At 45.0% G+C, this 24,182-nt stretch carries 21 protein-coding genes; 5 read left to right on the top strand and 16 right to left on the bottom strand.

All coding sequences use genetic code 11. From position 1 onward, the window contains the following. Positions 1 to 12: 12 nt before the first annotated feature. The 15 genes from JXL83_03990 to JXL83_03920 all read right to left on the bottom strand — a co-directional run bounded on the left by JXL83_03990 (position 13) and on the right by JXL83_03920 (position 17,250). Positions 13 to 2,796: a hypothetical protein gene (locus tag JXL83_03990; protein ID MBN2363272.1), complete on the bottom strand. Its 2,784-nt coding sequence runs from the start codon at positions 2,794 to 2,796 to the stop codon at positions 13 to 15. Next, the gene (locus JXL83_03985) at positions 2,738 to 3,691 is read right to left on the bottom strand and encodes a hypothetical protein (protein MBN2363271.1); all 954 of its coding nucleotides are present in this window, start codon (positions 3,689 to 3,691) and stop codon (positions 2,738 to 2,740) included. Before JXL83_03985 ends, JXL83_03990 begins: the two co-directional genes overlap by 59 nt. Further along, entirely contained in the window at positions 3,688 to 4,644 is a 957-nt protein-coding gene (lpxK, locus tag JXL83_03980; protein ID MBN2363270.1) for a tetraacyldisaccharide 4'-kinase, read from the bottom strand. Before lpxK ends, JXL83_03985 begins: the two co-directional genes overlap by 4 nt. Then, the gene (locus tag JXL83_03975) at positions 4,641 to 5,888 is read right to left on the bottom strand and encodes a glycosyltransferase (protein ID MBN2363269.1); all 1,248 of its coding nucleotides are present in this window, start codon (positions 5,886 to 5,888) and stop codon (positions 4,641 to 4,643) included. Before JXL83_03975 ends, lpxK begins: the two co-directional genes overlap by 4 nt. Next, positions 5,876 to 6,532, bottom strand: coding sequence for a lysophospholipid acyltransferase family protein (locus tag JXL83_03970; protein ID MBN2363268.1), 657 nt, complete (start codon positions 6,530 to 6,532; stop codon positions 5,876 to 5,878). Before JXL83_03970 ends, JXL83_03975 begins: the two co-directional genes overlap by 13 nt. Continuing rightward, positions 6,516 to 7,628 carry a lipid-A-disaccharide synthase gene (lpxB, locus tag JXL83_03965; GenBank protein ID MBN2363267.1) on the bottom strand — a complete coding sequence of 371 codons (1,113 nt, stop codon included), beginning with the start codon at positions 7,626 to 7,628 and terminating at the stop codon, positions 6,516 to 6,518. The genes JXL83_03970 and lpxB overlap by 17 nt, the downstream gene beginning before the upstream one ends. Next, positions 7,600 to 8,571 carry a Gfo/Idh/MocA family oxidoreductase gene (locus JXL83_03960; GenBank protein MBN2363266.1) on the bottom strand — a complete coding sequence of 324 codons (972 nt, stop codon included), beginning with the start codon at positions 8,569 to 8,571 and terminating at the stop codon, positions 7,600 to 7,602. Before JXL83_03960 ends, lpxB begins: the two co-directional genes overlap by 29 nt. Before the next feature lie 6 nt (positions 8,572 to 8,577). Next, positions 8,578 to 8,949 (bottom strand): holo-ACP synthase, encoded by a 372-nt coding sequence (gene acpS / locus JXL83_03955; protein ID MBN2363265.1) that lies wholly within the window; start codon positions 8,947 to 8,949, stop codon positions 8,578 to 8,580. Next, positions 8,946 to 10,577, bottom strand: a complete 1,632-nt coding sequence (locus JXL83_03950) for a nucleoside kinase (GenBank protein ID MBN2363264.1) — start codon at positions 10,575 to 10,577, stop codon at positions 8,946 to 8,948. Before JXL83_03950 ends, acpS begins: the two co-directional genes overlap by 4 nt. Then, positions 10,574 to 11,284 (bottom strand): hypothetical protein, encoded by a 711-nt coding sequence (locus JXL83_03945; GenBank protein ID MBN2363263.1) that lies wholly within the window; start codon positions 11,282 to 11,284, stop codon positions 10,574 to 10,576. Before JXL83_03945 ends, JXL83_03950 begins: the two co-directional genes overlap by 4 nt. Continuing rightward, positions 11,274 to 12,218 (bottom strand): hypothetical protein, encoded by a 945-nt coding sequence (locus JXL83_03940; GenBank protein MBN2363262.1) that lies wholly within the window; start codon positions 12,216 to 12,218, stop codon positions 11,274 to 11,276. Before JXL83_03940 ends, JXL83_03945 begins: the two co-directional genes overlap by 11 nt. Continuing rightward, on the bottom strand, positions 12,215 to 12,802 hold the full coding sequence (locus tag JXL83_03935) for a hypothetical protein (protein ID MBN2363261.1): 588 nt from the start codon (positions 12,800 to 12,802) through the stop codon (positions 12,215 to 12,217). Before JXL83_03935 ends, JXL83_03940 begins: the two co-directional genes overlap by 4 nt. Before the next feature lie 845 nt (positions 12,803 to 13,647). Continuing rightward, complete coding sequence (locus JXL83_03930; GenBank protein MBN2363260.1) at positions 13,648 to 15,243, bottom strand: T9SS type A sorting domain-containing protein; 1,596 nt, start codon at positions 15,241 to 15,243, stop codon at positions 13,648 to 13,650. 121 nt (positions 15,244 to 15,364) lie between these two features. Next, positions 15,365 to 16,618, bottom strand: coding sequence for a B12-binding domain-containing radical SAM protein (locus JXL83_03925; GenBank protein ID MBN2363259.1), 1,254 nt, complete (start codon positions 16,616 to 16,618; stop codon positions 15,365 to 15,367). Further along, positions 16,594 to 17,250, bottom strand: coding sequence for a PHP domain-containing protein (locus tag JXL83_03920; protein MBN2363258.1), 657 nt, complete (start codon positions 17,248 to 17,250; stop codon positions 16,594 to 16,596). Before JXL83_03920 ends, JXL83_03925 begins: the two co-directional genes overlap by 25 nt. A 147-nt stretch (positions 17,251 to 17,397) precedes the next feature. Here JXL83_03920 and JXL83_03915 point away from each other — a divergent pair, with 147 nt between their 5' ends. From JXL83_03915 to JXL83_03895, 5 genes are read left to right on the top strand one after another with little or no spacing between them, the layout of a single operon-like run. Further along, positions 17,398 to 17,859, top strand: coding sequence for a tetratricopeptide repeat protein (locus tag JXL83_03915; GenBank protein MBN2363257.1), 462 nt, complete (start codon positions 17,398 to 17,400; stop codon positions 17,857 to 17,859). 6 nt (positions 17,860 to 17,865) lie between these two features. Next, positions 17,866 to 19,560 carry a DNA mismatch repair endonuclease MutL gene (mutL, locus tag JXL83_03910; protein ID MBN2363256.1) on the top strand — a complete coding sequence of 565 codons (1,695 nt, stop codon included), beginning with the start codon at positions 17,866 to 17,868 and terminating at the stop codon, positions 19,558 to 19,560. Then, complete coding sequence (gene miaA, locus JXL83_03905) at positions 19,557 to 20,474, top strand: tRNA (adenosine(37)-N6)-dimethylallyltransferase MiaA (protein MBN2363255.1); 918 nt, start codon at positions 19,557 to 19,559, stop codon at positions 20,472 to 20,474. Before mutL ends, miaA begins: the two co-directional genes overlap by 4 nt. Next, a complete protein-coding gene (locus tag JXL83_03900) occupies positions 20,407 to 21,798 on the top strand; it encodes a rod shape-determining protein RodA (GenBank protein MBN2363254.1) in 1,392 nt (463 codons plus the stop codon). The genes miaA and JXL83_03900 overlap by 68 nt, the downstream gene beginning before the upstream one ends. Beyond that, positions 21,795 to 22,511, top strand: a complete 717-nt coding sequence (locus JXL83_03895) for a ComF family protein (GenBank protein ID MBN2363253.1) — start codon at positions 21,795 to 21,797, stop codon at positions 22,509 to 22,511. The genes JXL83_03900 and JXL83_03895 overlap by 4 nt, the downstream gene beginning before the upstream one ends. On the opposite strand, the gene JXL83_03890 is transcribed toward JXL83_03895, so the two are convergent. Continuing rightward, positions 22,495 to 24,180 (bottom strand): BatD family protein, encoded by a 1,686-nt coding sequence (locus JXL83_03890; GenBank protein ID MBN2363252.1) that lies wholly within the window; start codon positions 24,178 to 24,180, stop codon positions 22,495 to 22,497. The genes JXL83_03895 and JXL83_03890 overlap by 17 nt on opposite strands. Positions 24,181 to 24,182 lie beyond the last annotated feature (2 nt).

Below are 24,182 nucleotides of genomic sequence, written 5' to 3'. Positions count from 1 at the left end.
GAAAATTTATGATTATTGAATGTAAAAATACTTGCCCGAAACGGTTGTACCGTTGTATTCGACATTGATGAAATAGTTGCCTTGAGGCAGTAATTTTCCTTCGGAATCCGTCCAGTGATAGACAGTTCTTTCCGAGAACCCGAATTCTCTCCTGAAAACAAGCCTTCCCGCGACGTCATAGATCATTAGGTCAAAGTTACTGCCGGCGAGACCTGAAGAAAGAAGAATTTCGACGCCTTCAGGGCACAGTCTCAGGACGGGAAGAATCGCCGGTTCCTGACCAGAGAAGTTTTCGTCTATTCCGACCTGACCAAGGTATGTAAAACAGGAAACAAGAAAATCTCTCGCGTTTTGATGTTCCATAAAATAAAGAGGGTACCCGTTGACGACAAACTTGATGGAGTCATTACTTCCCGCGGTTGTCGTTTTCCCCGTCTGGGGATAACCGTTGCCCCAAACTCCCAACGTATCTGACCCAAAAGTCTCAAAATAAGTTGCTCTGTCCATTTTTCCGTTCCAAGACGGGGGCATGAGGGAGGAATTGACGTAAACGTCGGGAAAACCGTTTTTTCCGACTGAGACTTCGAAGTTCTTTTGAGTGACGACGGAGGCTTGAGTGACTCCGAAAAGCGCAAGGAAATCCGGCGGCGACAATTCGAACACTCTCCAGCCTGACAGGATAATCTTACCGCCGGCTGTGATGTATGACCTTATCAGTTGTGATTGGTTTTTTATCAGACTTGTCGATGTGTATTCGTCGCTGTGCCATACTACACACTGGTAATGTCCGAGTAAAGTCAAGTCGGGCAATGATGTGTCGCAGTGATATACGTCATGGTTAATGCCAATCAAAAGGGCGGCGTAAGCGGAATCCACCTGAGCGTCTGTGGGTAAATGAGGCTGAGTCCCGTTTCCGCCCTCGGTTTCATCTACAACAAGAATTCTCCTGTCGAAAGGAAAAGGCACCGGAGTTGTCGAAGAAGTGTCCGATGGATAACTTTCCCAGCCCCCTTGAATCTCGAACGTCACAAAGAAAGTGTATTTTACGCCGTTTGTTAAATTTTGAGCCAGGAATGTCGTGTCAGTGAGAAGAGCCGGGTTCAGCTTTTCAAAAAAGGTTGTTCCGTACGGGGCTCCGTATACATTGTAGCCAGTCAGATCGCCAAAAAAACACGGAGACCATTGAACCAGAATCGCTTCGTCGAGTGCCAGTAGCGCTGATATTTCAGGGTTTTCTCTGGCCGTAGAAGAGGTGAACTGAGTTCCTAGGGGATCGAGACAAACTGAATCGGGCGCAAATGCGAAAAAATTGTCAAAAGTGTCTCTTGAGGCCGTTACTTTGTAAAAAGCAGTGTCGTTGCCCTGATAGATAAAAAGGGGCGCTTTTATTGTGAAGTCTGTCGAAGAATTTGAAAATGTCCAGGCCCTGACAAGAACGCTGTCAGTTCCGGCACTTTTACTTAAAGCTGTCCAGCGCATCCATGGAGTCCCTGAACCTAGAACCCATTGCTCGAAAAACCAGGTCAAATCTTCACAGGATACGTCGGAAAATATTGAATCGACGTCCTGCCATGTAACCGTCGAAGAGCCGAAAATTGCTGTTAAGTTCTGCAAAGAAGCGAAAAAAGCGGAATCGCCGATCATATACCTCAGAGCGTAAAATACGGTTCCGGGGCGTTCGTAGGTCAATTCCGAATAATAATGCTCCCACGGCGGGTCGTACATCGGATAAATTCCGTTCGTGCCTTCCCATCCGATGTATTGGGTTCTGCGCTGATGCATGTAATTGTGCATTGCCTGAACGCCTGAAATCTTTTCAACAAAAATTCCTTCGGAAAAAGTCGCCATTCCTTCGTTGAACCAGACCTCTTTTATGCTTTCCGTGGTGACATAATCTCCCCACCACATGTGTGAAAGTTCATGAGCGAAAAGAATTTCATTGGCGCCAGTTCCTGTTATTACTGAAGAGCCGGCCAGTATGCAGTTTTGATTCTCCATGGCTCCCGGCAGGTTGACTTCAGCGTAAGCGATTTTTTCGAACGGATAATCTCCGTATCTTTCTTCGTAGGCCAAAAGCATTGTGTCGAGTCTTCTCAAATCATAGGCCAAGGCGGATGAGTCCTGAGGGAACGCGGCGAGCAGAACTGGAACTCCGCCGACAGAATAACTGCTCAGCGAATAGTCGTAAGCGGCCAGTCCCTGCAGGTACGGTGACAGGTGTTCCGTCTCCCTCCAAAAATATTTTTTCCTGTTTCCCGAAAGCTGGATCACTGAGTCGAGTACGCCGTTAGAGACGACGTACAGATTTTCAGGGACAGTGTAATACTGTCTCACAGCGGCTTTATGTCTGTGATTATCCAGACACGGCACCCACGTCTTTAGTCCGAAAGGAGCGTGACACGAATAAATAAGAGTGGGAGTAATGAATATTCCTCCGGTTGCGAAAGGAATGGGTATGTTGACCGGCACCGCTCTGAAGTACACTGCAATTTCAAGCGTTTCTGAAGGATTGTATGTCCTGTCCAAAGAGATGACGAGCAGGCTGTCAGTTTGGTAGAAATACCTGTTCTGAGTCGCTATTTTTACGCTGTCTGCAACCGGGGAGACGCAGTCCAATCTTATAGTGTCCGACGCATCCAAACAAACAAAATCTTCCACAGCCATGCCAATAACGGAATCGTATTCCGGTATGATCTCTATGTCAGTGAACCTGTATGTGTTTATCCAGCAGGAGTCGTCACAAAACGCCACTGCGGGAATCATAAGGATTAACAATAAGAACGACTTCTTTATCATTATGCCTCCTGAGTTCTTGAAAAGTTTCGTCGCCGAAGATTATCGCCAATAATCCTCCGACGGCAGTCAACTTTTCGTCTTTCATTTCCATTCCCTTTTTTTCAAGTATTTCCGTAATTCTATCATAAAAAACAGGGCAGTTCATCGCCACTCCGCCGCGCAGGGCATAAAAATGTGATTTTGTTTCAATGGACAGGCTCAATACTTCTTCCGCGATATTATCGGCCGCTTCCCGGAAAATATCCGCCGCCTCAACGAGGCCATTTTCCGCGGCATTATTCAGATCGTATGTGAGAAGTGAAATATCTTTGACCGGATTGCTCGAAGACAAAAACTGCCTGACAAAATCCATTGTTTCGAACCGTCTGTTGTTCAGGAGAAATGAAACGAGAGAAGAGCTTTGGATCTTTTTGTCGTATAATCCGGTGACTTTCCTGAGAGCCTGCCTGCCTATCCAGAATCCACTGCCCTCGTCTCCCAGCAAATGTCCCCAACCGCCGCGTCTTTTAAGAAATCCTTCTTTTGAAACGGAAAAAACTATCGAACCCGTTCCGGACAGTGTTAGTATATTCCCGAATTCCTTGAAAGCTCCATGATAAGCTGCGAATGCGTCGTTGGTTATGTAAGCTTCGCCCAGGTGCCCGGCTTTTTTGAGCGAAGTTTTAAAATGCTCTTTTTCAGAATCAGTATAAAGACCTGCAAGGGCGGCGCCGATAGGGGAGACAGGATCGTATGAAGAGCTTTTTGTAAGGAGATCTTTTAAATAATCCGGTAAATTTTCTTTTATCTTCATATAATTGCCCTCGGGAAGCGACACTTTTTCCACTATTTTCCAGCCATTGAATACGAAAAAGCGAAGTCCGCCGCCCCCTCCTTCAATGATTCCCGCTTTCAAAGTACAGTCTCCGTGAGCTTTTTAATAAAAATGTCTCCCGAATTGCCGAACCATTTTATTTCAGATTCTATTATTGCGCATTCGAAGGGCAGTTTCACAGCGTCTTTTTCTGTGCAAAGCACTTCCTTACATCCGCTTTTTTTTGTGCTCGAAATGATTTTATCGGCGTCTCTGTCAGAAAAGGAATGGTGGTCCCTGAAAAACATGAAATTTGTGATGTCGAATCCTGAGGAGTTCAGATGTCTGAGCAGTCTTTCGGGTTTTGCTATGGAACTTACAAAAAAATATTTTTCCCTTCGCGACAGAGAGACGCCTTTCTTTATAACTCCTGTTGTCTCGAAATCGCAAAAAAGGCATGGAACACTGAGTGAATCCGGGAATCTTGCCAAACCTGCCGGTAAAACAGGTTCTTTGGTTCTTGTGAAAATTATAAGGTCTGCCCTTCTTGAAGCCAATAGAGGTTCTCTCAGGCTCCCCATGGGAATGAGACCTCCGGCTTTGGGATTTTCCCAGTCGAGAAGAAGGATATCGAGATCCTTGGCAATTCCGTATTGCTGATATCCGTCGTCGAGTATAATGACTTCGACTCCCGGATTTTCTTTGATCAGCATTTTATAACCTCTCTGTCTGTCGCCGCAAGCGACGACAGGAAAATTGCTGAATTTCCTGGAGATCATTCTTACTTCGTCACCCGCTTCAGGAGTGTTTGGGCTCACGAAACCTCTGTGAGATCCCCCGTATCCTCTCGCCAGCACAGCCGCACGGACATTCTTTCTTTCCAGAATAGAAAGAATGTAAGATACAAACTGGGTTTTACCGGTGCCTCCTGCTTCGATATTTCCGACGCTTATCGTCTTTGCTGAAAATCTTGTTTTTTTGGAGGTCTTTATTTTTTTGTCTAAACAGTAAAGTGAGAAATACAGAGGAACGAGAGGAACTAAAAGGAATTTCAACATGGGAATCCGGGAGTTTTCTTCTCAATCATCTCGTATATTTCATTTTTTGAAACGAGCTGCGACAGTGCGGCTTTTTGTATATTTTCCGAGGCCGATCGTCTCATGTCTTCGTTGGAGAGTAACTTATCGAGCGCTTTTTCAAGATCCTGTTGAGATTCGACTATCCAGGCTCCTTTTGCCTCGGCGAGTTTGTTCATCGTGTCTTCGACGTTCTGATAATGCGGTCCCATCAGCACGGGTACTCCCTGAAAAGCCGCTTCGAGGGGATTGTGACCTCCCGCGTTGACAAAAGAACCCCCTATAAAAGCTATTTTAGCCTCTTTGTAGAAACGAGAAAGCTCGCCAAGGCTGTCAAGTATGGTCAGTCCCGGCAATATCTCCGCAGAATGAGACCTAAGAGTCGGTTCGAGGCTTTTTGATCGGGCACACCGCAGAATATCCTGTGTCATGTCGAGATATCTTGGAGCCAAAAGAAGAGCGAGGGAAGAATACCTGTTTTTCAGGGAAGAGAAAACCTCTAAAATCTGCTCGAATTCGCCTTTTCTCAAAGGGCCGGCTGTCCATAGAATTGTTCCGGGCCGGATTGGTAAAGGAGGAGGCGACTGTATTTCATAAGAAGCTTTCAGAGAGCCTGACCTGGATATTCTGTCCTTGGGCACGCCGATTTCTATAAAGCGCCGGGCGTTTAATTCGTCCTGGGCGAAAACGAATGTGTAGGAGGAAAGGACCCTTTTCAAAAATCTCCGGAAGGATTTGTATCGGGGATAAGTCCTGTCGGATATTCTTGCGCTCAAAAGGAATACCGGTATCTTTCTAAGCCTGCAGTAAAAAAGAAAATTCGGCCATATTTCTGTTTCCGTGAAAAGGACACATGAAGGTTTTACTCTGTTGACCGCGTTGATTACGCTCAAAGGAAAATCGAAAGGGAAAAAAGCCGTTTTGATGTTCTTTTTGTTCATTATATTTTCTGCGCGAATGACACCTGTCCTTGTGTAGGAGGTCACCAGAAACCTGAAGCGGGGGTGTTTGACACTCAGGTCCGCGCAAATTGATTTGAGAGAATTTATTTCTCCGACAGATGAACCGTGGATCCAGATTACGTATCTTTTCTTGAATTTTGGCAAAAATCCCCATCTGTTCATCCATTCTCTGCGTGTTTGCAGTATTTTCGCAAAAATGACAAGAGCCAGAAAGGGGAAAAATATAGCAAGAAAGATATTGTACGCGATTACGCTGAGCACAACGCCTTCTCTGCAACTTTTTCGAGTCCGATTATTTTTTTTTCGAGGATCGGTTTTATTCTGCGGACGTTGTCCCTGGACCCGCAATCCTTCATTAAAACAGGCTTGCCGAACAGAATGCACACTTTTGAAAATGGAATTGCGAGACGGAACTTGTCCCACGATTTGAAAGAGTAAAATTTTTTGTACGAAAGTACAACAGGTATCACGGGAGCCCCTATTTTGACGGCGGCCAGGAGGGAGCCTTCTTTTATTTCCTGAGGCGGACCAGTCGGGCCGTCAGGAGTGATAACGACGATTTCATTTTTTTTGAGAGATTTGACGATGTTTCTCATCGCCGAAGCGGATCCCCTGGTTGCAGAACCCCTCAGTGTTCTGTAACCGAGTTTCAGCGATATCCTCGAAATATATTCTGCGTCCCTGTGCTTTCCGATGAGTACTTTATACCCTTTGTTTCTGAAGAAAAAAGCCGGGACCAGAAGGTCTCTGTGCCAAAGAAGATAGACGGCCGGGTAATTGCTTTTATCGGACAGTGTTTCTTCGATGTTCCTTTTGACAATGGAAAGAGTTTTGCCCCACAAAAGTATGAACAGATAACCAATGTACACGCCGGGGCCGAGAAAAAGTTTATCTTTTATTTTCATTTATGAATCTCAAAAAATATTCGGCCGCTCTTTTTGACGCTCCTGGAGAGCCGAGTTTTTTCTTGACGGTTTTAATTTTGTTTATCATCTTTTCTCTCACAGCATTATCGTACAGAAGGCTTTCGGCGCTTTGAGCTATTTTTTCCGGGTCGGCGTTTTTCTGAATGAACTCAGGTAATATTTTTTCCCCTCCCGTTATATTTACGAGGCTGATGTAAGGTACTTTTGCGAGAAGCCTTGCTAGAAAATAGGTCGGAGCCTCGGTTTTGTATATGACGATCATGGGTTTTTCAAAAAAGGCTCCCTCAAGTGTCACTGTACCTGAAGCGGCTATGAGGATACTGGATCTTTTCATGACGCCGTATGGATCGTCTGGCACGAAGTTTATGTAACCTGGCAAGTATGCCGTGTCTGCGTTTTTCGGGTCGCAGGCGACGAGGAAATTGACTTCTGGATGCCGGATTCTTATTAATTCCGCTACTTTTAACATTACCAGGATATGCCTTCTGATTTCCGACTTTCTCGAACCGGGGAAAAGACCTACAGTAGCGGTATTTTTTTCGTCTGCGGTTTCAGGGTAGTTCCCGCGTTTAACAACAGTGTCGAGGACCGGATGCCCCACGTATACGGATCTTACACCGTACTGGGAAAAAAACTTCGGTACGAATGGGAGTATGACCAGGGCAAGGTCTACATATTTTTTAATTTGTCTGATTCGCCATGTTCCCCACGCCCACACCTGAGGCAGAATATAGTAGACAACCGGAATGTTAAGATAATGAGCGAACATCGCGACCTGAAGGTTGAAACCGGGAAAATCGACGAGTACGACGGCATCCGGTTTTTCGGTCTTCATCCATTTGTGTATTTTGTCGAGTATTCGCCTGTAGTGAAATATGTTCAGAACCGGAGAGACGAAACCCATGGCCGTCAGGGAGTCATAAGGCATTATTATAGCGGCGCCGGCTTTTTCCATGTTGCTTCCGCCGATAGCAAAAAATTCGATATCGCTGTCAAAGGCCAGTGATTCCCTTATGAATTCGGAGGCGTGAATGTCTCCGGAAAGTTCACCGGTTACTATGAGTATCTTGCGCATAAAAACCTATCATGCTTGAATATCTCGTTTTTATCTTTTCAATAATTTTCCAGGCGACTTCAAGCGACCTCATGCCGTCTTCACCGCTGACTTCAGGCTTTTTACCCTCTTTTACGGAGTTTATGAAAGAACTGATCTCGAGCATGAGAGGCTCTCCTTCTTTCTGCTCGGATTTATCCACGGAAATGCTGTATTTTCCGTTCTCCAGAGTCCGCTTGTAAATCTCGACGATTCTTTCCTGAAAATCGAGTGATATGTAAGCGTCCATCTGGAAAAATCTGATTTTTCTTTTTGATTTCTGAGCCGCCCGACTGACCATCAGATTTGCTATGGCTCCGTTTTCAAATTCGACACGCGCGTTTGCAATGTCGATTTCTCTTGAGAAAATCGGTCCGCCGATTGCGGATATCTCCTTTATGGGACTTTTTATGTATTGAAGCGCGATGTCTATATCGTGGATCATCAAGTCGAAAACGACGGCTACGTCGAGGCCACGTTCCGAGGGGAAACCGATTCGATGACTCTCAATGAAAAAGGGATCCCGTATTTTGTCTTTGACGTAAAGAAAAGCCGGATTGAATCGTTCAGAATGCCCGACCTGAAGTACAACGCCTCCTTTTGAAGCGGATCTAATCATTTCTTCGGCGTGAGAGGTCAGGACTGTTACAGGTTTTTCTACGAGAAGATGTTTTTTGTTGTCAAGCACTTTCATGCCTATTGTGTGATGGGTTGAAGCTGTCGTCGCGAGAGAGACCGCGTCTACTTTTTTTATAAGTTCGTTCATGTCAGGGTAAGGTTTGCAGGAAAATTCGGCGGCAACTTCATTCATTCTGTCCTGGTTAAGGTCGTAAACTCCTTCCAGGCAGCCAAGCTGTTTGTAGATTCTCGCGTGGTGTCTTCCGAGGTGGCCGACGCCGATTACTCCCGTTCTTATGTCGTTCATTCACTTTTATCCTTTCTCGAATATTACTACTGAAACTGCGTATTCTCTTTCGTGACTTATTGAAAGATGAAAAAATCCGTCGCCTGCGCGTTTTTTAGCATTGCCATTCAATATTATTGCTGGTTTTCCATCCGAAGAGGCAACACAAAAATCCTTGAACCATATCCCGTCTCTCATTCCGGTGCCGATAGCTTTGGAAGCCGCTTCTTTGGCGGAAAACCTTCCCGCAAGCCATTCGATATCATATTCTCTCGACGTAAATTCGGCAAGTTCGGATTCAGACAATATCTTTTCAGCGAATCTGACGCCGAATTTGCTCAAAGCGGACGCTATTCTTCTCTTTTCGACTATGTCTATGCCAATTCCCTGAATCATCAGTATTTAAAAACGCTTCCGCCAATGAACTCCCTGAGGACGGAAGTGAATGGTATTTCATCTGTTTCCATCTCGGAGTAAAATTCGAGAATTGATAGAAGCCTGACTGCTTCCATGTACGCCGGTTCAGATTCTTTTACTGTTTTTAACATTTCGACGGCTTTTCTTTTTAAGGCCGGTATCTCGTATATGAGAGAAGTGTTGAACATGATGTCGGCGGTTTCCTGATAAGGGTAGATCCATCTTCCTTCGCCGCGGGAGATGCTCTGCCATCTGTTAATTGTGTCCGTGGGGCTGTAGCCTCTGAACTGGCTGTCCCTGACAATCCTTCTCAGTATACGGCAGTCGGACGTAGTTACTCTGTTGTGATCGTCCATGTTGACCTGCGTCAACGGACTTGCGTAAAGTTTCAGTTTCACTTCGGGTTCGAGCATATCAGTCAGATCTTCGTTCAGGGCGTGGATGCCCTCGATTATTATCGGGTGACCCGGTTCTATGGACGTCTCGACCGAATTGACTTTTTTCTTTCCCGTCGTGAAATCGAATTTGGGAACCCGGACCTTTTTGCCGTTTAGGAGGCTCAGGAGCTGTTCACGGAATAAATCGGTCTGAATTGTTTTAGGAGACTCATAATCGGGATTCCCTTTTTCGTCGAGGGGAGTCTGTTCTCTGTCGACGAAGTAGTTGTCAAGCGAGAGAGTCACCGACCGGAGTCCGTTTACCTGCAAGGCTATTGTCAGTCTGCGCGAAAAAGTCGTCTTTCCTGACGAGCTCGGTCCGGAAATCAAAATGACCCTTTTCTGGCGGTCGTGGGAAACTTCGTCGGCTATAGCGGAAAGCTTCTTTTCGTGCAGGGCTTCAGCGACCCGGATAATTTCTCCTCCCTTTCCTCGGGCAATAGCCTGATTCAGGTCTCTGACATTGATTATATCGAGTATCTGATTCCATCTCCTCTGTTCGTGATATATTTTAAACAGCTTTTTCTGTTCTTTCCACGGACCGAGCTTTGACGGGTTATTGGCAGACGGAAACTGAACGACGATTCCAGGCGGATATGATTTTACAGCGAAATGTTTGAGAATGCCGGTTTTGGGAGCGAGAGGAGAATTATAAAAATCAAAAACGGGGCCGGATTTGTACAGGACGATTTCGTCACGGTCGTAATTTTTTAAAAGGCCGGCCGTGTCTTTTCTGCCTTTATTCTCAAAAAGTTTGACGGCTTTTTCTTTTGAAATTACTTCCCGCTGGATTTCTTCGTCGTTTTCGGCGATTTTTTTCATTCTCGATTCGATGGCCGTAATTTCGTCGGCCCTCGGGAGAACTGACGACACAATTTCGTAATAATATCCCGAAGAAATGGAATGGTTGACTACCACACGAGTGTTTCTGAATATCTCGCTGACCGCCCTGAAAAGGAGAAAGGTCATCGAGTTTCTGTATATCCTCAGCCAATCAGTATCGGAAGCGGTTATAGGAGTGACATTGAATGAATCCTTTACCTGCAGAAGCAGGTCCGCGGGAAAACCGTTCAGGCGGCAGGCTATGACGTTTTCAAGATTGAGGCCGGAAGATTTGAACACTTCAAAAGGGATTTGTCCCCGTTTTATTGAAAATTTTGTTTTTTCTGTCATTTGTCCTCTTTCAGGGCTGTCTTCGGAATCTTCAGGCCGGTTTCTTCGTTTTCCAAAACACCGCCGGTTTCTTTGAAACCGAGTATCACGACGCTTATAATATCAATTCTCCAGTCGAAGTCAATGCTGAGAATGTAGGAGTTTTCCTTAGCTCTCGCGTTCAGAATAAGGTTTTTTGCCGTTAAAACCGCGCCGCCTGAAGACATTTGCAGGGAAAGGGACGGTTCGGCGTATTTTTTTTCAAACCTTGGTTCAGCGGGAAAAATTTTGCCGTATTCCATACCGTATTGAATCGCGTTTTTGGACTTAAAAGCCGGTACGGCTACTGATAATGAGTATGGTTTTTTGAGGATCTTTGCCTCTATCATTTTTTTGCCGGCGCTGATGACAATTTCTTCTTTTGTCTTTTCGTTGTCATGAAAAGGATTAAGTGTCCCGAAATAATCAGAGGCGCTCAGTTCGGCGAGATCGTCAAGGTCTATGATTTCAATTTCATTTTCTGTCACGGTGCCCCTGATAAGGAAATAGGGAAGAAAAACGCTGGAGTCTTCAGAAGAAGACGACAATACATTAAAAACATTGTCAGTCGTTTCCTGCGGTTCAAATGCCTTGACGCAGTGAGAGCACAAAAACACCTGGTCTGAATCTTTCGCTTTAAGGCTGTTGCCGCATATACCGCATACGAGCGGAACGATTCTAATCGCCATAATTCTTCCTGAACAGGAAAACAGCGCCTAGGAGAGCGAGAAAAATCCCCACGCCGGCAAAAAAACCGCCTCTAGATATCAGTATCCCCGAGACGTAGCCCACAACAGAGGAGGCAAGGCAAAAAAGCCCTTTTTTGGCAAGGAAATTCTCTTCTCCGGATTTGAGCACTGTCATTTTCCTGCCCGCTGTTTTTCCGGTCGTACAGTCGATTATTACAAATCCTTCTCTTTTTGAAAGAACGAACCTGACTAACAGGACAGGATAGAATATCAGGGTCAGGTTGAAATTCAAAACTTCAGAAACTGATCTGAAAAAGTCGAATTTTTTCGCGTCCCAATGCGAAAGTGCGGTTTCTTTCATTTTTTTTACAAAAACCGCTTTCGCTTCTTCAATTTCCTTTTCCGGAAAATATATTTTTCCGGAATCTTTCATTTTATCTTCATCGAAAAGAAGAAGGTTGTCTTCTCGGGCGCCGGAGAATAAATCGACTGATGGAAAATATTCCCTGAAAAATGAGTTGTCTACGTCGAAAAAGGTCAAAGGGACGTCAATTATCCTCCTGAGTACTTCTCCTCCCTCGGTCCTGAACAAAACCCTTTTTTTTCCTTTTCCGTCCTCCACTGAATAAGGTGTCCTTTTTTTGTTCACTTTTCCGGAAACCCAGCCGGTAACTCTTCCTTCTGCACACCAAATCGGCAGGAATATAACATCTCTGTCTATGATTCTGTAATCATTGTTCTGGCAGAAGTCGTCGAGAGAAGTTTTCACGGCTTTTTCCAGGATTGATTCCTGAATTTCCTTCCTGTAACTGAATATCCCGCCAGTCAGTAATATTTTCAGCACCGTTCCGCATGACAGGCACCTGCAGACTTTGTTGCCTGACGCGTATGAAACCGGCGAAGCGCATGACGGGCATGATATTGATACGTTCATTTTTTTCCCGGTCTTATAAAAAGACTTAACGTGAAAATCGCGGAAAATGCGAGTACGGAAAGCGCGAAACTCAATTTCCAGACGGTTCCCGCCGCTATCGATAATGCCAGCGCTACTGTTTCAAGCAGGAAAGTTTTGGACGGTTTTTTTTCATCTTTTATCACTGTCCTAGAACCGTCGGATGCCGAAATCCATACGCAGGCTCCGTCTTTTTTTGCTTGCCAGAAAGGTATGTAGGCGTAAGGTTTGTTCTTTGAAGACAAGGTCTCGAATCCGTCCAGTCTGTCCTTGAAAATTCTGTCGCCGAAGCTCAATTTGAGACCCCGCGGCGCTTTTTCGTTGAGCGGAACGCTTATCGGAGGAGAGGAAAAAGGCACTAGATATCCTTTGATGAAACTTATTTCACCGATGCAGGACGAGGCAAGATTCCACGCCGCCTTTTTCTCTATCACGGGGTTCAGAGTCCAGACTTCAGATGAGAGCGCCTCAACTTCGACTGAACTGCCGCAGTAAGGGCAAAGGACCACCTGGGGGGAAATCCGCTGTGTTACCTTTCCTCCGCATTGCGGGCAAACAGATACCATTTTCCGCCTTTTCAAAAAAAACTATTATAACATAAAACTTTCGTCGGCTGAAATCACAACTTGGGATTTCATTATGAAGTTTAAGAAAAAGAATATAACCGCGGATACAATTTTTGCAAACAAAAATTGGAACACAAAGGAAAGAAAGCAGAAAGAGGTTTATTTATAAAATTTGTTTCACAAATTTTATATTTCGTGTAGTCTGCTTATTTGCTCTGTGCAAATAAGCAGACCTTCGTGTAAGAGGCATGCTGAATGTAATTTAACATGTCTCTGCTTCGTGGTAGAAATTCTCTTATTTCTTTAATTAAACTTAGAAATAAAAACAAAAAGAGATATCCACCACGAAGGCCGCGAATATTAGCGGCTTCACGAAGGATGGATTGTAAACAATCCATCTTCACGAAGGTGAAGAAAATTAATCCAAAGAACTTTTTCATATAAAATTTGTTTCACAAATTTTATACTTCGTGTAGGCTGCTTATTTGCTCTGTGCAAATAAGCAGACCTTCGTGTAAGAGGCATGCTGAATGTAATTTAACATGCCTCTGCTTCGTGGTAAAAATTGTATTTTGTATTTAATATAAAGAGAAAGAACAAGAGATATCAACCACGAAGGGTGGGAAGCATCGCTTCCCACCTGCACGAAAAGAGGATTGCAAGCAATCCTCCTACACGAAGCAGGAAGAAATAAAACAGTGTCATATAAAATTTGTCCCAAAATTTTATACTTCGTGGTAGAAATTTCTTTATCTTAAAAACTAGTATGAAAAAAATAACTTCTACCGCAAAGTGAATAAAAAAAAGAGGGGAGCAGGGCCCCCCTCTTTATAAGGAAAAGATCCTCAGTCTATGATCGTCAGTTTACCCGTGTAGTTTACACCCGAAGCGTTGACCTGATAGAAATAGGTCCCCGGAACGTCTGAAGTGAACTCAAAAGTCCTCTGTCCCTGAATTGATCCCGAGAAGAGGTTCTCGACGATTCTTCCGGTGACGTCAAATACGTTGACATTGACGCCGACCATGAAAGGACTCGAGAAGCTTATCGCAGTCTTTCTTCCTATGGGTGTCACTGCTCTGACGTCAAAAGGATATATCGGCGAACCGATTATCTCTTCTTCGACGGAGTTGGCGGCGCACGTCGTCGCGACTATGCACCAACCGTAGTTGAGACCGTAAGCGCTGAGATATTCCCATCCTCCGGAGTTTGTCCAGGCCCAATCGCTCTTCTGAGCTATAAGAGATCCGGCGTTGCAGGGGAAGGGATAATTTCCGGAAGCATAAGTGAATCCGACCATTATCCAGAGAGTGTCAGTCGGGTTGATAAGAACGGAATCATCTCCGAGAGATATGTAATACCATCCGGAATCTCCGGTAACCGTGAAAGGAACTACTGCGAGTGTGTCGCCCACAGCAGTATCGCCCAAGACGATTACCCTGGCGTCAGCGGCAGGGTTGGTGCCCGTTCTGAGCTGGAACCACACATTGCGGATGTATCTTCCGGTGTAGGGAGAGAGTTCTGTCTGGGTCAGTTTGATCGCCATCGCCATCCATTCCGGCGGATCTCCGTAGTTTATTCCGTTTTCAATGTCTCCCCAGTTCCAGTAAGTGATGGTGTCACAGTAGTCGGGACCTGTGCCGGTGCCCAAAAGGTAATCCAGCATTGTATCTACTATGGCTATCGGTGTGGAGTTTGGAGATATTGTTCTCAGGTCGTTAGTCCAGTATGCTGCATTAGAGTCGTTGGCCAGGGAGTTGATGTGATAGCCGGAAGACGCTGTAACGGTTTGTCCGTTGGCGGTCATAGTCAGGCCGTCGGAGTAAAAATCGTTCGAAGCAAAATCGGAAGCGTTCGAGTAGCTGAATCCGGTGAGGAAATTTTCGCCGGTGCAGGTTATTGGAGAGACGCCGTTTATGACATCGTCTGTGACGCTCTGGACTTCAAAATATGAAAGCAGCCAGGCGTTCATACCTGTGCCCGTGCTCCAGTGCGCGTCCTGGCCTATGAACCAGACCTTTCCGCCCTGATCCATGTACAACGCCATGTTGTTGAGAGAGGTCGTAGACGGATAAGTCGGACTTGTCCACCACCAATCGTAAGTGTTCCAGATGACCAGATCGTACATAAGCATCGTGTCGACCGTCGGGCCGTCGCCGGTGTCGTTTATCGGTCCGTACCAGTCGTAGTTGCCGGGACCGAGAGTCGAGTCGAGATACATCGTCCATCTCGGGTCGGGTTTTGTAGCCGGGCCGAAACCTGGCTGACCGCAAGCCTCGACGAAAAGTACGTCGCCGGCCCTGGAGCCCTGTCTGAACATGGTTCCGGTTATAGAGGGAAGTATTTCAGGGTCGGGATTCCCGGCTCTGGAAAAATTCTCGGTAAAAGCAGCCGAGGCGAGCGTCAGCAGTGCCAGAGACAGCACTAAAAACATTCTCATCATAGCACCTCCTGTTATTTGTTGTACAACATTGCACAAGGTTAATAATAGATTATAATATTAAAGCTGTCATAAATCAACACGATATAACTTATCCATGCGAATAAATTGAAAAGATCAATATCTAATTTGACCATGTCACATACTTTTGACTGTTTATTATAAGATCGAAAATTTTTTTCTGTGTTTTGTCAGATGAAAACCTCGTAGCAATTCTGCATTTTTTAAGCCCGTCTTTTAGTGTATTGATCTCGTCTGAATAACATTGCCCCTCGGCGAGGGGCATAGAATTGAATTCAGAAAAAGGCATCGGTATGAATTGGCTGAAGGAAGCTTCAATTCTGATTTTAGTCAGAGCCGCCAGTTCAAAAAGAGTTTCAACTGTCTCTTTTGCGTCGTCCTGGGACGCTCCGGGAAGACCAGTCATCATGTAAAGCTTTATTTTCCTTATTCCTTTCAATCCGGCGAATTTGACCGTTTCAAAGAATTTTCTCTTGTCGAAAGGTTTGCCGATTTGAATTGAAAGCTTTTCCGAACAGGTCTCGGGTGCGAGTGTTAGCGCTCTGACATTTTTTTCAGCGAGGAGCGATAATATTTCGGGAGTGACAAGATCTACTCTGCACGAGGGTGGAGAGACGGAAGGACAAACAGAAATGATTTTTGTTATATCGGGGTGGCTCAAAAACGCCGCGCTGACGAGGCCTATTTTTCCTTTAGGGAAACTCTCCACGTCGCGGAGAATCTCTCCTGTGTCTCTGGGTTGAAAATTTTTCCTCACGCCGCTGAGCCAGCAGAACCTGCAAGAAAATGGACACCCTCTGGAAATTTCGACGAGTCCGGTCTCGCCGAAACTTGAAGAATTTCCCGGCAGTGTCATTTTGCCTGTTCCAATTTTGCTGAACCTTATTTTCGGCGCTCTTTTTTCTCCGGCGAATATAAGCCACGGCATTTCGGTTTTTTCAGCCAAAAAGTCTCCGACGATGTCTGTAAAAATATAGTCCGCATCGCCGAAAAATACTGCGTCGCATATTCCGAGAAACGAATGAGGCGCCGTCAATACGCCTGGCCCGCCGCACAGTATCCTGAATCTGCGTTTTTCAGGAGGAGTCGCGTCGAGGATTTTCCTGAGGCTGAAAAAATCTCCCGGCCAGCTGGCAGTGACGGCTAAAACGTCAAATTTACCTAGATCAAAACCGCTTTCGAAACCTTTTAGCACGCCCTTTTCTTCTGACAGGAAATCGGCGAAAACGCCCGGTTCTTCGGCCAGTTCCTGTTTCATGTAGTGAAGGCTGAGAGAGGAAAAAGTCGCGGCGTTCCCGCCAGGACATATCATACCGACGTTGACTGCGGATTTCAGGAACGGGTTTTTTTTCGCCATTTTTCGCATGTGGAAAGCGCGTGCACCAAAAAAGGGCTGAGTTTGCCGAAAACTTCCGCACGTTTCAGGGATTCCCTGAATGAAACTGAGTCCTTGAAGTCAGGCATCAAAAGGCCGCTCGTGCCAATCTCCGAGGGGACGTGAGCATCACTGCCCGCGGTGAAAAAAAAACCTTTTCCGAGGGCGTAAATCCGGGCTTTTTCATTGTCGGAGGCCAGCAGACATCTTGAATTGAATATTTCTATAGCGTCCGCCGCCTGAGAGGCCTCTTCTATGGCGTCTTTTATTCTCGAGTTCCTGAACCTGTCAAAAGGATGAGGTATAGTTATGAAGCATCCCTGTTCTTTAGCAATTTCCAGTGTCTTTGACAGGCTAAGTCCTCCGGGTATTTTTTCTTTGACGAATAAGAGAAGGAGTTCACCCGACAGTGTCATGACCTCTTCGCCGGGGAAGATGTTCTCAGGGAATTTTCCGGCGAAAAACAGCGCGTTTGAAGTCTCGTCGTGGTCCGTTACGATAACTTTATCTATTATACCGGATTCTATCGCGCGGACAATGTCCTTCAATCTTATTTTTCCGTCTTTTGAAACTTCCGTGTGAAGGTGAGTTTCAACCTTTATTTTTGCGTTCATCAAAATCCTTTGTTTCGAATAGTTCCAAAGAGCCGCTTTTTTAGAGATTGAAATTATACATCTTGAGCAAAATTCCGTCAGCCCATATAATATAGAATATTAATTTGAAAGGACAAGCGGTTTTAGACATAAAAAAAAGGAGAAAAAATGCCGTCTGAAGAGATAAGAGGACTCGAAGAAAGATTGGGAAAGAATCCCGGAGATACTGACGCAATGATAAACCTGGGTCTGCTTTTAACAGAAGAGAACAGGTACAAGGAAGCGGAAGAACTTTTCAAAAGAGCCGGGGAAAACGGTTCGTCGGAAGCTCATTACAACCTCGGAGTCCTTTACGGAATGGTATATCTCAAGGACCTGACCTTCGAAGAACTCTGGGAAGAAAGTACTGACAGCGAGATTTGGTTTGAAAGAGCGGAAATCGCCTATCAGACGGCTGTTGAACTGGATCCGAGGAATATTCATGCCATGAGGAATCTGGCAACCCTTTACGCGGAAAGAAATCAGAAAGACGACGCTCTCGCTCTTCTCAACAAGATCCTTGAAATATCACAGGATGAAGAATACAAAAAACATGTAAGAGAACAAATCGGAGACGTAGAAGCGATTTGATCTGAAATGGGAAATATAAAGAAACTCGACGGTTATCTCGTCTCGAAGATAGCCGCCGGAGAAGTTCTTGGCGGAGTTCATTCGGTCGTCAAAGAACTCGTGGAAAATTCCATAGACTCAGGCGCTTTAAAAATTGAAGTTTTTCTCGAAAACGGCGGATTAGGAAAGATACTGGTAAAAGACGACGGAGACGGAATACTTCCCGAAGACATGGAACTCGCCGTGACCAGATATGCGACGAGCAAGATAGACAGTTTTGATTGCCTTTTCGAGCTCGAATCGTACGGCTTCAGGGGTGAAGCTCTCGCTTCAATTTGCTCGGTCTCAAGGTTCGAACTGACCAGTTCCGTACAAGGTTTGTCAGGCTTCACCCTGACCGCCGAAGGAGGAAAAATAACGGAGACATTTCCTTCTGTATTCCGGAAGGGGACGTCTGTCAAAGTTCAGGACATTTTTTTTAACGTCCCGGCCAGAAGGAAATTTCTTAAAACGGCTTCAGGAGAAGCTCTTCGGGCGAAAAAAGCGTTTGCCTGCCTCTGTCTTTCCAATCCCGGTGTCAGTTTTTTGTGGAACGACGAAGGGAAAAAGCCTTTATCCGTTTCCCCTGAGGACGACATCATCGAAAGATACTGCGCTTTCTTTTCAGGCGACCTGCGCGATCATTTCGTCCCGTTTGAACATGCACTGCCCGATCTCAGGGTTCACGGAATTCTCGGAGAACCCTCGATCGCTTCGAAAAAGCCGTTCAGTCCGTTATTCGTCAACAAAAGGGCGGTGACAGACAAAAGCCTCAGCGCCGCTGTGAGGATCGGGTACGGACCTCTGGTTTTTGACAGACTTCCTTTGTTTGCAGTTTTCGTTGAAATAGATCCTTCCCTTGTTGATGTCAACGTCCATCCTTCAAAAGAGAATGTGAAATTCAGTGATCCGGGATTTGTTTTCAGAGAAATAAAAAGAGCAGTTTCAAACGCTATATCTCCCGCCCGGATTTATAAATCGTCAAAAACAGCGTTCAATGATTCCTACGACTCTCCTGCAAGTGAAAAAACTCAGGAAACAGCCATAATAAATACCGGCGAAAGTGAGATTTTCGAAATTCTTAAGGAACCGGAAACAGTATTTTATAATCCGGAAAAAATAGCAATCTCAGGCGCGGCTTTTTTCCAGATACATGACACGTACATAATTGCAGAGACTAAAGGAGGCATAATGCTGATAGATCAGCACGCCGCCGCCGAGAGAATTCTGTACGAGGAAATCCTTTTCAACAAAGATCTGACAGTTCAGAATCTTTTGTTCCCCGTAATAGTGAATTTAAACGATGAACTCTGGGACAAGTTCGAAAAAACAAAAGGGGACATGCTGTATTCAGCCGGATTCCGCGTCAAACTGTTAAGTCATGCTGTTTCAGTGGAAGGAGTCCCGTCCGGTATAGAAAACAATTCACCCCGGGAAATTTCTTCTCTTGTAAAGGACATACTTTCTCAGAACGGGAAAAACGACACCGCAGAAAAGACAGCCCGGGCGATAGCTTGCAAGGCTTCCATTCGTGCTGGAGACAGGCTTCAGCCGTCTGAAATAGAGAGCCTGATCGGGAAATTGTTTCTTTGCCGTTGTCCGCACGTTTGTCCGCACGGAAGGCCGACTATTGTACGAATAACTACGAGGGAATTGGAAAAAAGATTCGGAAGGACAAAATGAAAATCGTACCGGTGATTGTCGGCCCGACTGCTGTCGGGAAAACTGAAGTCGCCGAGACTGCTGTGAAAAGGGGTTTTGCCGATTACATAATCAGCGCCGATTCGAGAAAGATATACAAAGGGCTGACAATAGGAAGCGCTTCTCCCGGAGAGAAAGAAATAAAAGAATTTTCCTACGAAATGGTCGCCGTATGCGAGCCCAGCGAAATTTTTTCGGCGAAAGAGTTTGCCGGACGGGCATTTGAAATTTTAACTTTTAAAAAAGGGAATCCCCTTGCCGAAGGCGGAAGCGGTCTTTATCTGAGAGCCCTTTTCGAAGGCCTGTTTGACGCTCCGCCTGTCGACGTCGAACTGAGAAAACAACTGAAAGAAAGGATAAAAAAAGAGGGACTTGAAAAACTTTGGACCGAACTCGGTCGGTTCGACCGTGAATCTGCTATGTCAATACATAAGAATGACGCCGTTAGAATAATTAGAGCGCTCGAAATCTATTATCAGACAGGCAAACCGATGAGGACGCTTTGGAAAGAAAAAAAAAAGGAAAATACTTTTAGTGCTCAGTATGTCGGATTGACAATGACGGCCGGAAAACTCAGGGAAAGAATAGAAAAAAGAGCCCGAAGAATGATTGAAGGAGGCTTGCCTGAAGAAGCCGCTCTTCTGAGGGATAGACACGGAATCGAAACCTGGCCGATGAATTCAATAGGTTACAGGGAAGCCCTCGAATATTATGAAGGAGTCGCCGATTTTGGGACAACTCTCAAAAAGATATCTACCCTCACCTGGCAGTACGCGAGAAAACAGATTGTGTGGCTGAAAAAAATTAAGGACGTGTTTTGGATAGATTGTGATAATATTAGCGTTTCTGAATCGGCTGAAAGAGCAATGGAACACTGGAAAGACAATGGATTATAAAGTAAAAGAAAAAAACGCGCCCGACGCCGCGCTGATAACAGTAACAGCCCTGATAATACTGTTCGGATTGTTCGCTCTGAATCAGGCTACTTTGTGGGCGGGGCCTTCATTTTTACTCAAACAGATAATTTGGATAGCCGTGTCGATTGTCGTGATGTTCTTGATTTCGTTGAATCTTAAAATGTCTTTTGTCATGTCGTATTCATACATATTCTACGCTCTGACTGTCCTTTTTCTTCTTTTTCCCCTCATTCCGGGTTTGGGCGCGGGACAGGCGAACAGGTGGGTAGATTTCAGACTTTTTAAAGCTCAGCCGTCGGACATAGCCAAGCTGGGTCTGATTTTTGCTTTGGCAAGGTATCTTTCAGAAAGATACAGTTTTTATGACGCGGTCAAAAGAAATTTTTTGAAATGGAAACATTCAAAAAAAGACAAGTTTTACAAACTTCCCGCAGCGACAAGGCGCAAATCAAACGATCCCCTGATAATTTTTGAAGCATTCCTCATAACATTCCTGCCTTTTTTGATTGTAATGGCGGAACCGGACCTTGGGACTTCGGTGATTTACATTTTTATTTTTCTTACAATGTTGTACTTTTCCGGTGTAAGTTTGACGGCGATTGTTTACCTGATTTCGCCGTTTGTGTCCGTTATTCTGGCTATTCTTCTTGTTATAAACTCCTATTCCGTTCTCAATACCGCGCTGATAGCGGCTTTGTACACAGTTCTGATTGCGACTTTTGTTATTTTCAGGATAAAATGGTCTGTTGTCTTCATTGTGCTGACTGTGAATATTGTCATGATGATTTCGGCTCCTCTCATATGGAATGGAACTCTGAAAGAGTATCAGAGAAAAAGGATAATGACATTTATTGATCCCAACGAAGACCCAACCGGAGCCGGATGGCATATACTTCAATCGAAGATGGCCATAGGATCCGGAAGAATATGGGGAGAGGGTATCCTGCATCTTGAAAAAAGGGAATTGTCTTTTCTTCCGGAACAACACACGGATTTTATTTTTCCTGTAATAGCAAAAAAGAGCGGTTTCGTCGGATCTGTTTTTCTGCTGATCTTGTATTTTCTGTTTTTGGTCAGAACCATCACTCTCGCGTACAAAACCAAAGCAATGAGTCAGCATCTGGTGATAATAGGAATAAGCAGTCTTTTCGCTTTTCAGATTACAGTGAACGTCGGGATGACTCTCGGTTCTCTGCCAATTGTAGGTATCCCTCTTCCTTTTATAAGCTACGGAGGGTCTTCGATGTTGATGTCGTTCTTTTTGCTGGGCGTTCTGTTCAATCTGACATCGTCGGGACAATGATATTCCCTTCCACGGCAAGATTCGTTTCTGCCGTATTTTCATTTTTTCTGCCTTCCAAATGCCGCTTCTGCGGTAAAATGCTCGGGTACGAAGAAGTTTTTCTTTGCGATGATTGCCTGAAGCTGTGCGGAATATTTGACAAGTGCCCTTTTTGTTCTCTTCCCTTGCCCGGTGAAGGCAAATGCCAGCACTGTGCAGAAAAACTGAAACTGCCTTTTGCCGGCTTGTTCTATTTGGGGCCCTACAGAAGCCCTCTTAAAGAAAGCATATTGGCCATGAAATTCAACGGGTATTCCAGACTCGCTAAGAGATTGGGAGAGGAGCTGTCAAAAAAAATACCGGCTTTTGAGGAATCCGTTGTTTTTGTGCCGGTACCTTCTTCGAGAAAGAGTTTGAGGCAGAGAGGTTTCAACCAGGCACGGTTGATGGCGGAATCCGCCGCCCGGCTACTGGACGGTGAATGCCGACGCAAAGTCCTCAAGTTAAAGGGGAAGAAAAAAAATCAAATGGGATTGAACAGGGAAGAAAGAGCTGAAAACATGAAGGGAAAAATGTCCGAAGGTGAAGAATTCCGGTTTTTGAGAGACAGAACCGTAATATTGATAGACGACGTCATGACCACCGGGGCGACTTTAAAAGAAGCTCACAGGGTTTTGAAAAAAAGCGGGGCTAAAAGTATATACGCGGCTGTTGCAGCTATAACCGTCGACTGATTGTAATTCCGGCTTTCTCGATTCTTTTATAAAGCCTCTCCACTGCTTTGATGTCGTAGATTATGCTTTTTACGGCCGTCTTTTCAGTGAAATCAATCTCTTCGAGCCTGGCAAAGATTTCTTCGTAGGATCTGTCGCCGGTCAGTTCGAAAACGGCTTCCGAAATTTCCTTCAAACTCATTTTTTCCGATTCTTTTTCAGAAAAGAACGACTGAAGACTTTTTTTAAGAAAGTCAAAAGACTTGTCGTAATCTTCTGCGTGGGCGTATTTGATGGCATTTTTCAAGTATGTTTTATATCTGTTCGAGCGATTTCTTTTTCTTGTAAAAACTTTGCTGTTTTTTGCGAGGTATCGCGCGGTACCCAGAGTGAAAACTGAAGCAGAAAAAACGAAGGCGGCAAACAAGACCTTGTCAGGCAGGCCAGGGAATTTCAATACGCTTATTTCAGAATTCAGGGGCAAGGTGTCTGTCAGAGACGGAACAGGTGATGAAGACGCGCATCCTGTGATCCCAAGAGTGCAAACAGGTGTTTGACTCGTGACGTAACTGGAAAGATCAGGATCAAAATAGGAAAATTGCAGAGGTGGAATGATTATCTCTTCGTCAGAGTAGGGTATTATTGTCCATCTGTATATTTTTCTGCCCGTTAGATGCGGTTCCCGTGATTCTATTTCGATTTCAGAAGACGCGAAGTATATGTCCGCACCATTTATTTCAGGGATCTCAATTTCTTCGATACCTTTTATGTTGCCGGTTCCTGAAACGACGACGCATATTTCAGCGGTAGAGTCAATATACCGCGGAGCTTCCATGGAAATTAAATAATTACCGACGCTTCCCTTGAATGAAGCAGGCACACAATTATTCGGCAATGGTTTGACAAATAGAATTATGGAGTCTGAATACAGATTCAATTTTCGCGGCAGCAACGGGTAAGAAGAAATGACGATTTCGGTCCCCGCACCGCCGATAGTTGCCGTTCCAGCCTGAACAGGGAAAAGTATCCATTTGACGGAGTATTTATAAACTGTGCCGAATTCCGTATGTATTTGAGATGCCGTGAAATAACTGTCGCCGGTCTCGGTCCAGAATCCATTGAAGGAGGGATAATAAATGAAGTCCGGGTATTTTAAAAGTTTGAATTTCGAGTAAATCGAAAGTTCGGCGACCAGCTGTTCGTTGACGTAGGGTTCAGGATCGCTAACAGTCATTGCCATCTTGACGGGATTTATAGCCGTCAAAACCGGTATTCCTGAGCTTGTCCTGTCGTATGAATAAAGAGGAACCGAGTCTCCTTTGACAAAAACCGGCAGAGTTCCTGTTATATTTCTTGTTGTTTTTCCGTCATAGACGACTGCTTTTACGGATATTGTGTAAGTACCGCCGGATATCGGGTAGATTGAATAAGCGTAAATATGAAAAGAACTTTTTTGGCCGTTGACAATTATTGTGCTCGTTGAGATCGACGGCATTGACAGCTGAAATGTTTTGTCTGCGTCAATTTGAATATCCGTCAGAATTTCGGAACCCGACGTCTTTATTTCAACAGAAAAAATACAGGATCCGGCGACAACCGTCTCTAATTTGTCCGGCCTGACAGTCAATTCAGCTCCGTAAAGACAAGAAGCGAAAACAAGAAAAATGATCATGAGGGCGTTTTTCATCATAA

The organism is candidate division WOR-3 bacterium (assembly GCA_016934535.1).
In the GTDB taxonomy this organism is placed as follows: domain Bacteria; phylum SDB-A; class SDB-A; order SDB-A; family SDB-A; genus JAFGIG01.
This window is presented reverse-complemented; position numbering and strand designations above follow the sequence as displayed.

Coding starts and splice junctions, on each gene's coding strand:
- JXL83_03990 (MBN2363272.1), bottom strand. CDS start 2,796: ATGATAAAGAAGTCGTTCTTATTGTTAATCCTTATGATTCCCGCAGTG.
- JXL83_03970 (MBN2363268.1), bottom strand. CDS start 6,532: ATGAAAATAAAAGATAAACTTTTTCTCGGCCCCGGCGTGTACATTGGT.
- lpxB (MBN2363267.1), bottom strand. CDS start 7,628: ATGCGCAAGATACTCATAGTAACCGGTGAACTTTCCGGAGACATTCAC.
- JXL83_03960 (MBN2363266.1), bottom strand. CDS start 8,571: ATGAACGACATAAGAACGGGAGTAATCGGCGTCGGCCACCTCGGAAGA.
- JXL83_03950 (MBN2363264.1), bottom strand. CDS start 10,577: ATGACAGAAAAAACAAAATTTTCAATAAAACGGGGACAAATCCCTTTT.
- JXL83_03945 (MBN2363263.1), bottom strand. CDS start 11,284: ATGGCGATTAGAATCGTTCCGCTCGTATGCGGTATATGCGGCAACAGC.
- JXL83_03940 (MBN2363262.1), bottom strand. CDS start 12,218: ATGAACGTATCAATATCATGCCCGTCATGCGCTTCGCCGGTTTCATAC.
- JXL83_03935 (MBN2363261.1), bottom strand. CDS start 12,802: ATGGTATCTGTTTGCCCGCAATGCGGAGGAAAGGTAACACAGCGGATT.
- JXL83_03930 (MBN2363260.1), bottom strand. CDS start 15,243: ATGATGAGAATGTTTTTAGTGCTGTCTCTGGCACTGCTGACGCTCGCC.
- JXL83_03925 (MBN2363259.1), bottom strand. CDS start 16,618: ATGGCGAAAAAAAACCCGTTCCTGAAATCCGCAGTCAACGTCGGTATG.
- JXL83_03920 (MBN2363258.1), bottom strand. CDS start 17,250: ATGAACGCAAAAATAAAGGTTGAAACTCACCTTCACACGGAAGTTTCA.
- JXL83_03915 (MBN2363257.1), top strand. CDS start 17,398: ATGCCGTCTGAAGAGATAAGAGGACTCGAAGAAAGATTGGGAAAGAAT.
- mutL (MBN2363256.1), top strand. CDS start 17,866: ATGGGAAATATAAAGAAACTCGACGGTTATCTCGTCTCGAAGATAGCC.
- miaA (MBN2363255.1), top strand. CDS start 19,557: ATGAAAATCGTACCGGTGATTGTCGGCCCGACTGCTGTCGGGAAAACT.
- JXL83_03895 (MBN2363253.1), top strand. CDS start 21,795: ATGATATTCCCTTCCACGGCAAGATTCGTTTCTGCCGTATTTTCATTT.
- JXL83_03890 (MBN2363252.1), bottom strand. CDS start 24,180: ATGATGAAAAACGCCCTCATGATCATTTTTCTTGTTTTCGCTTCTTGT.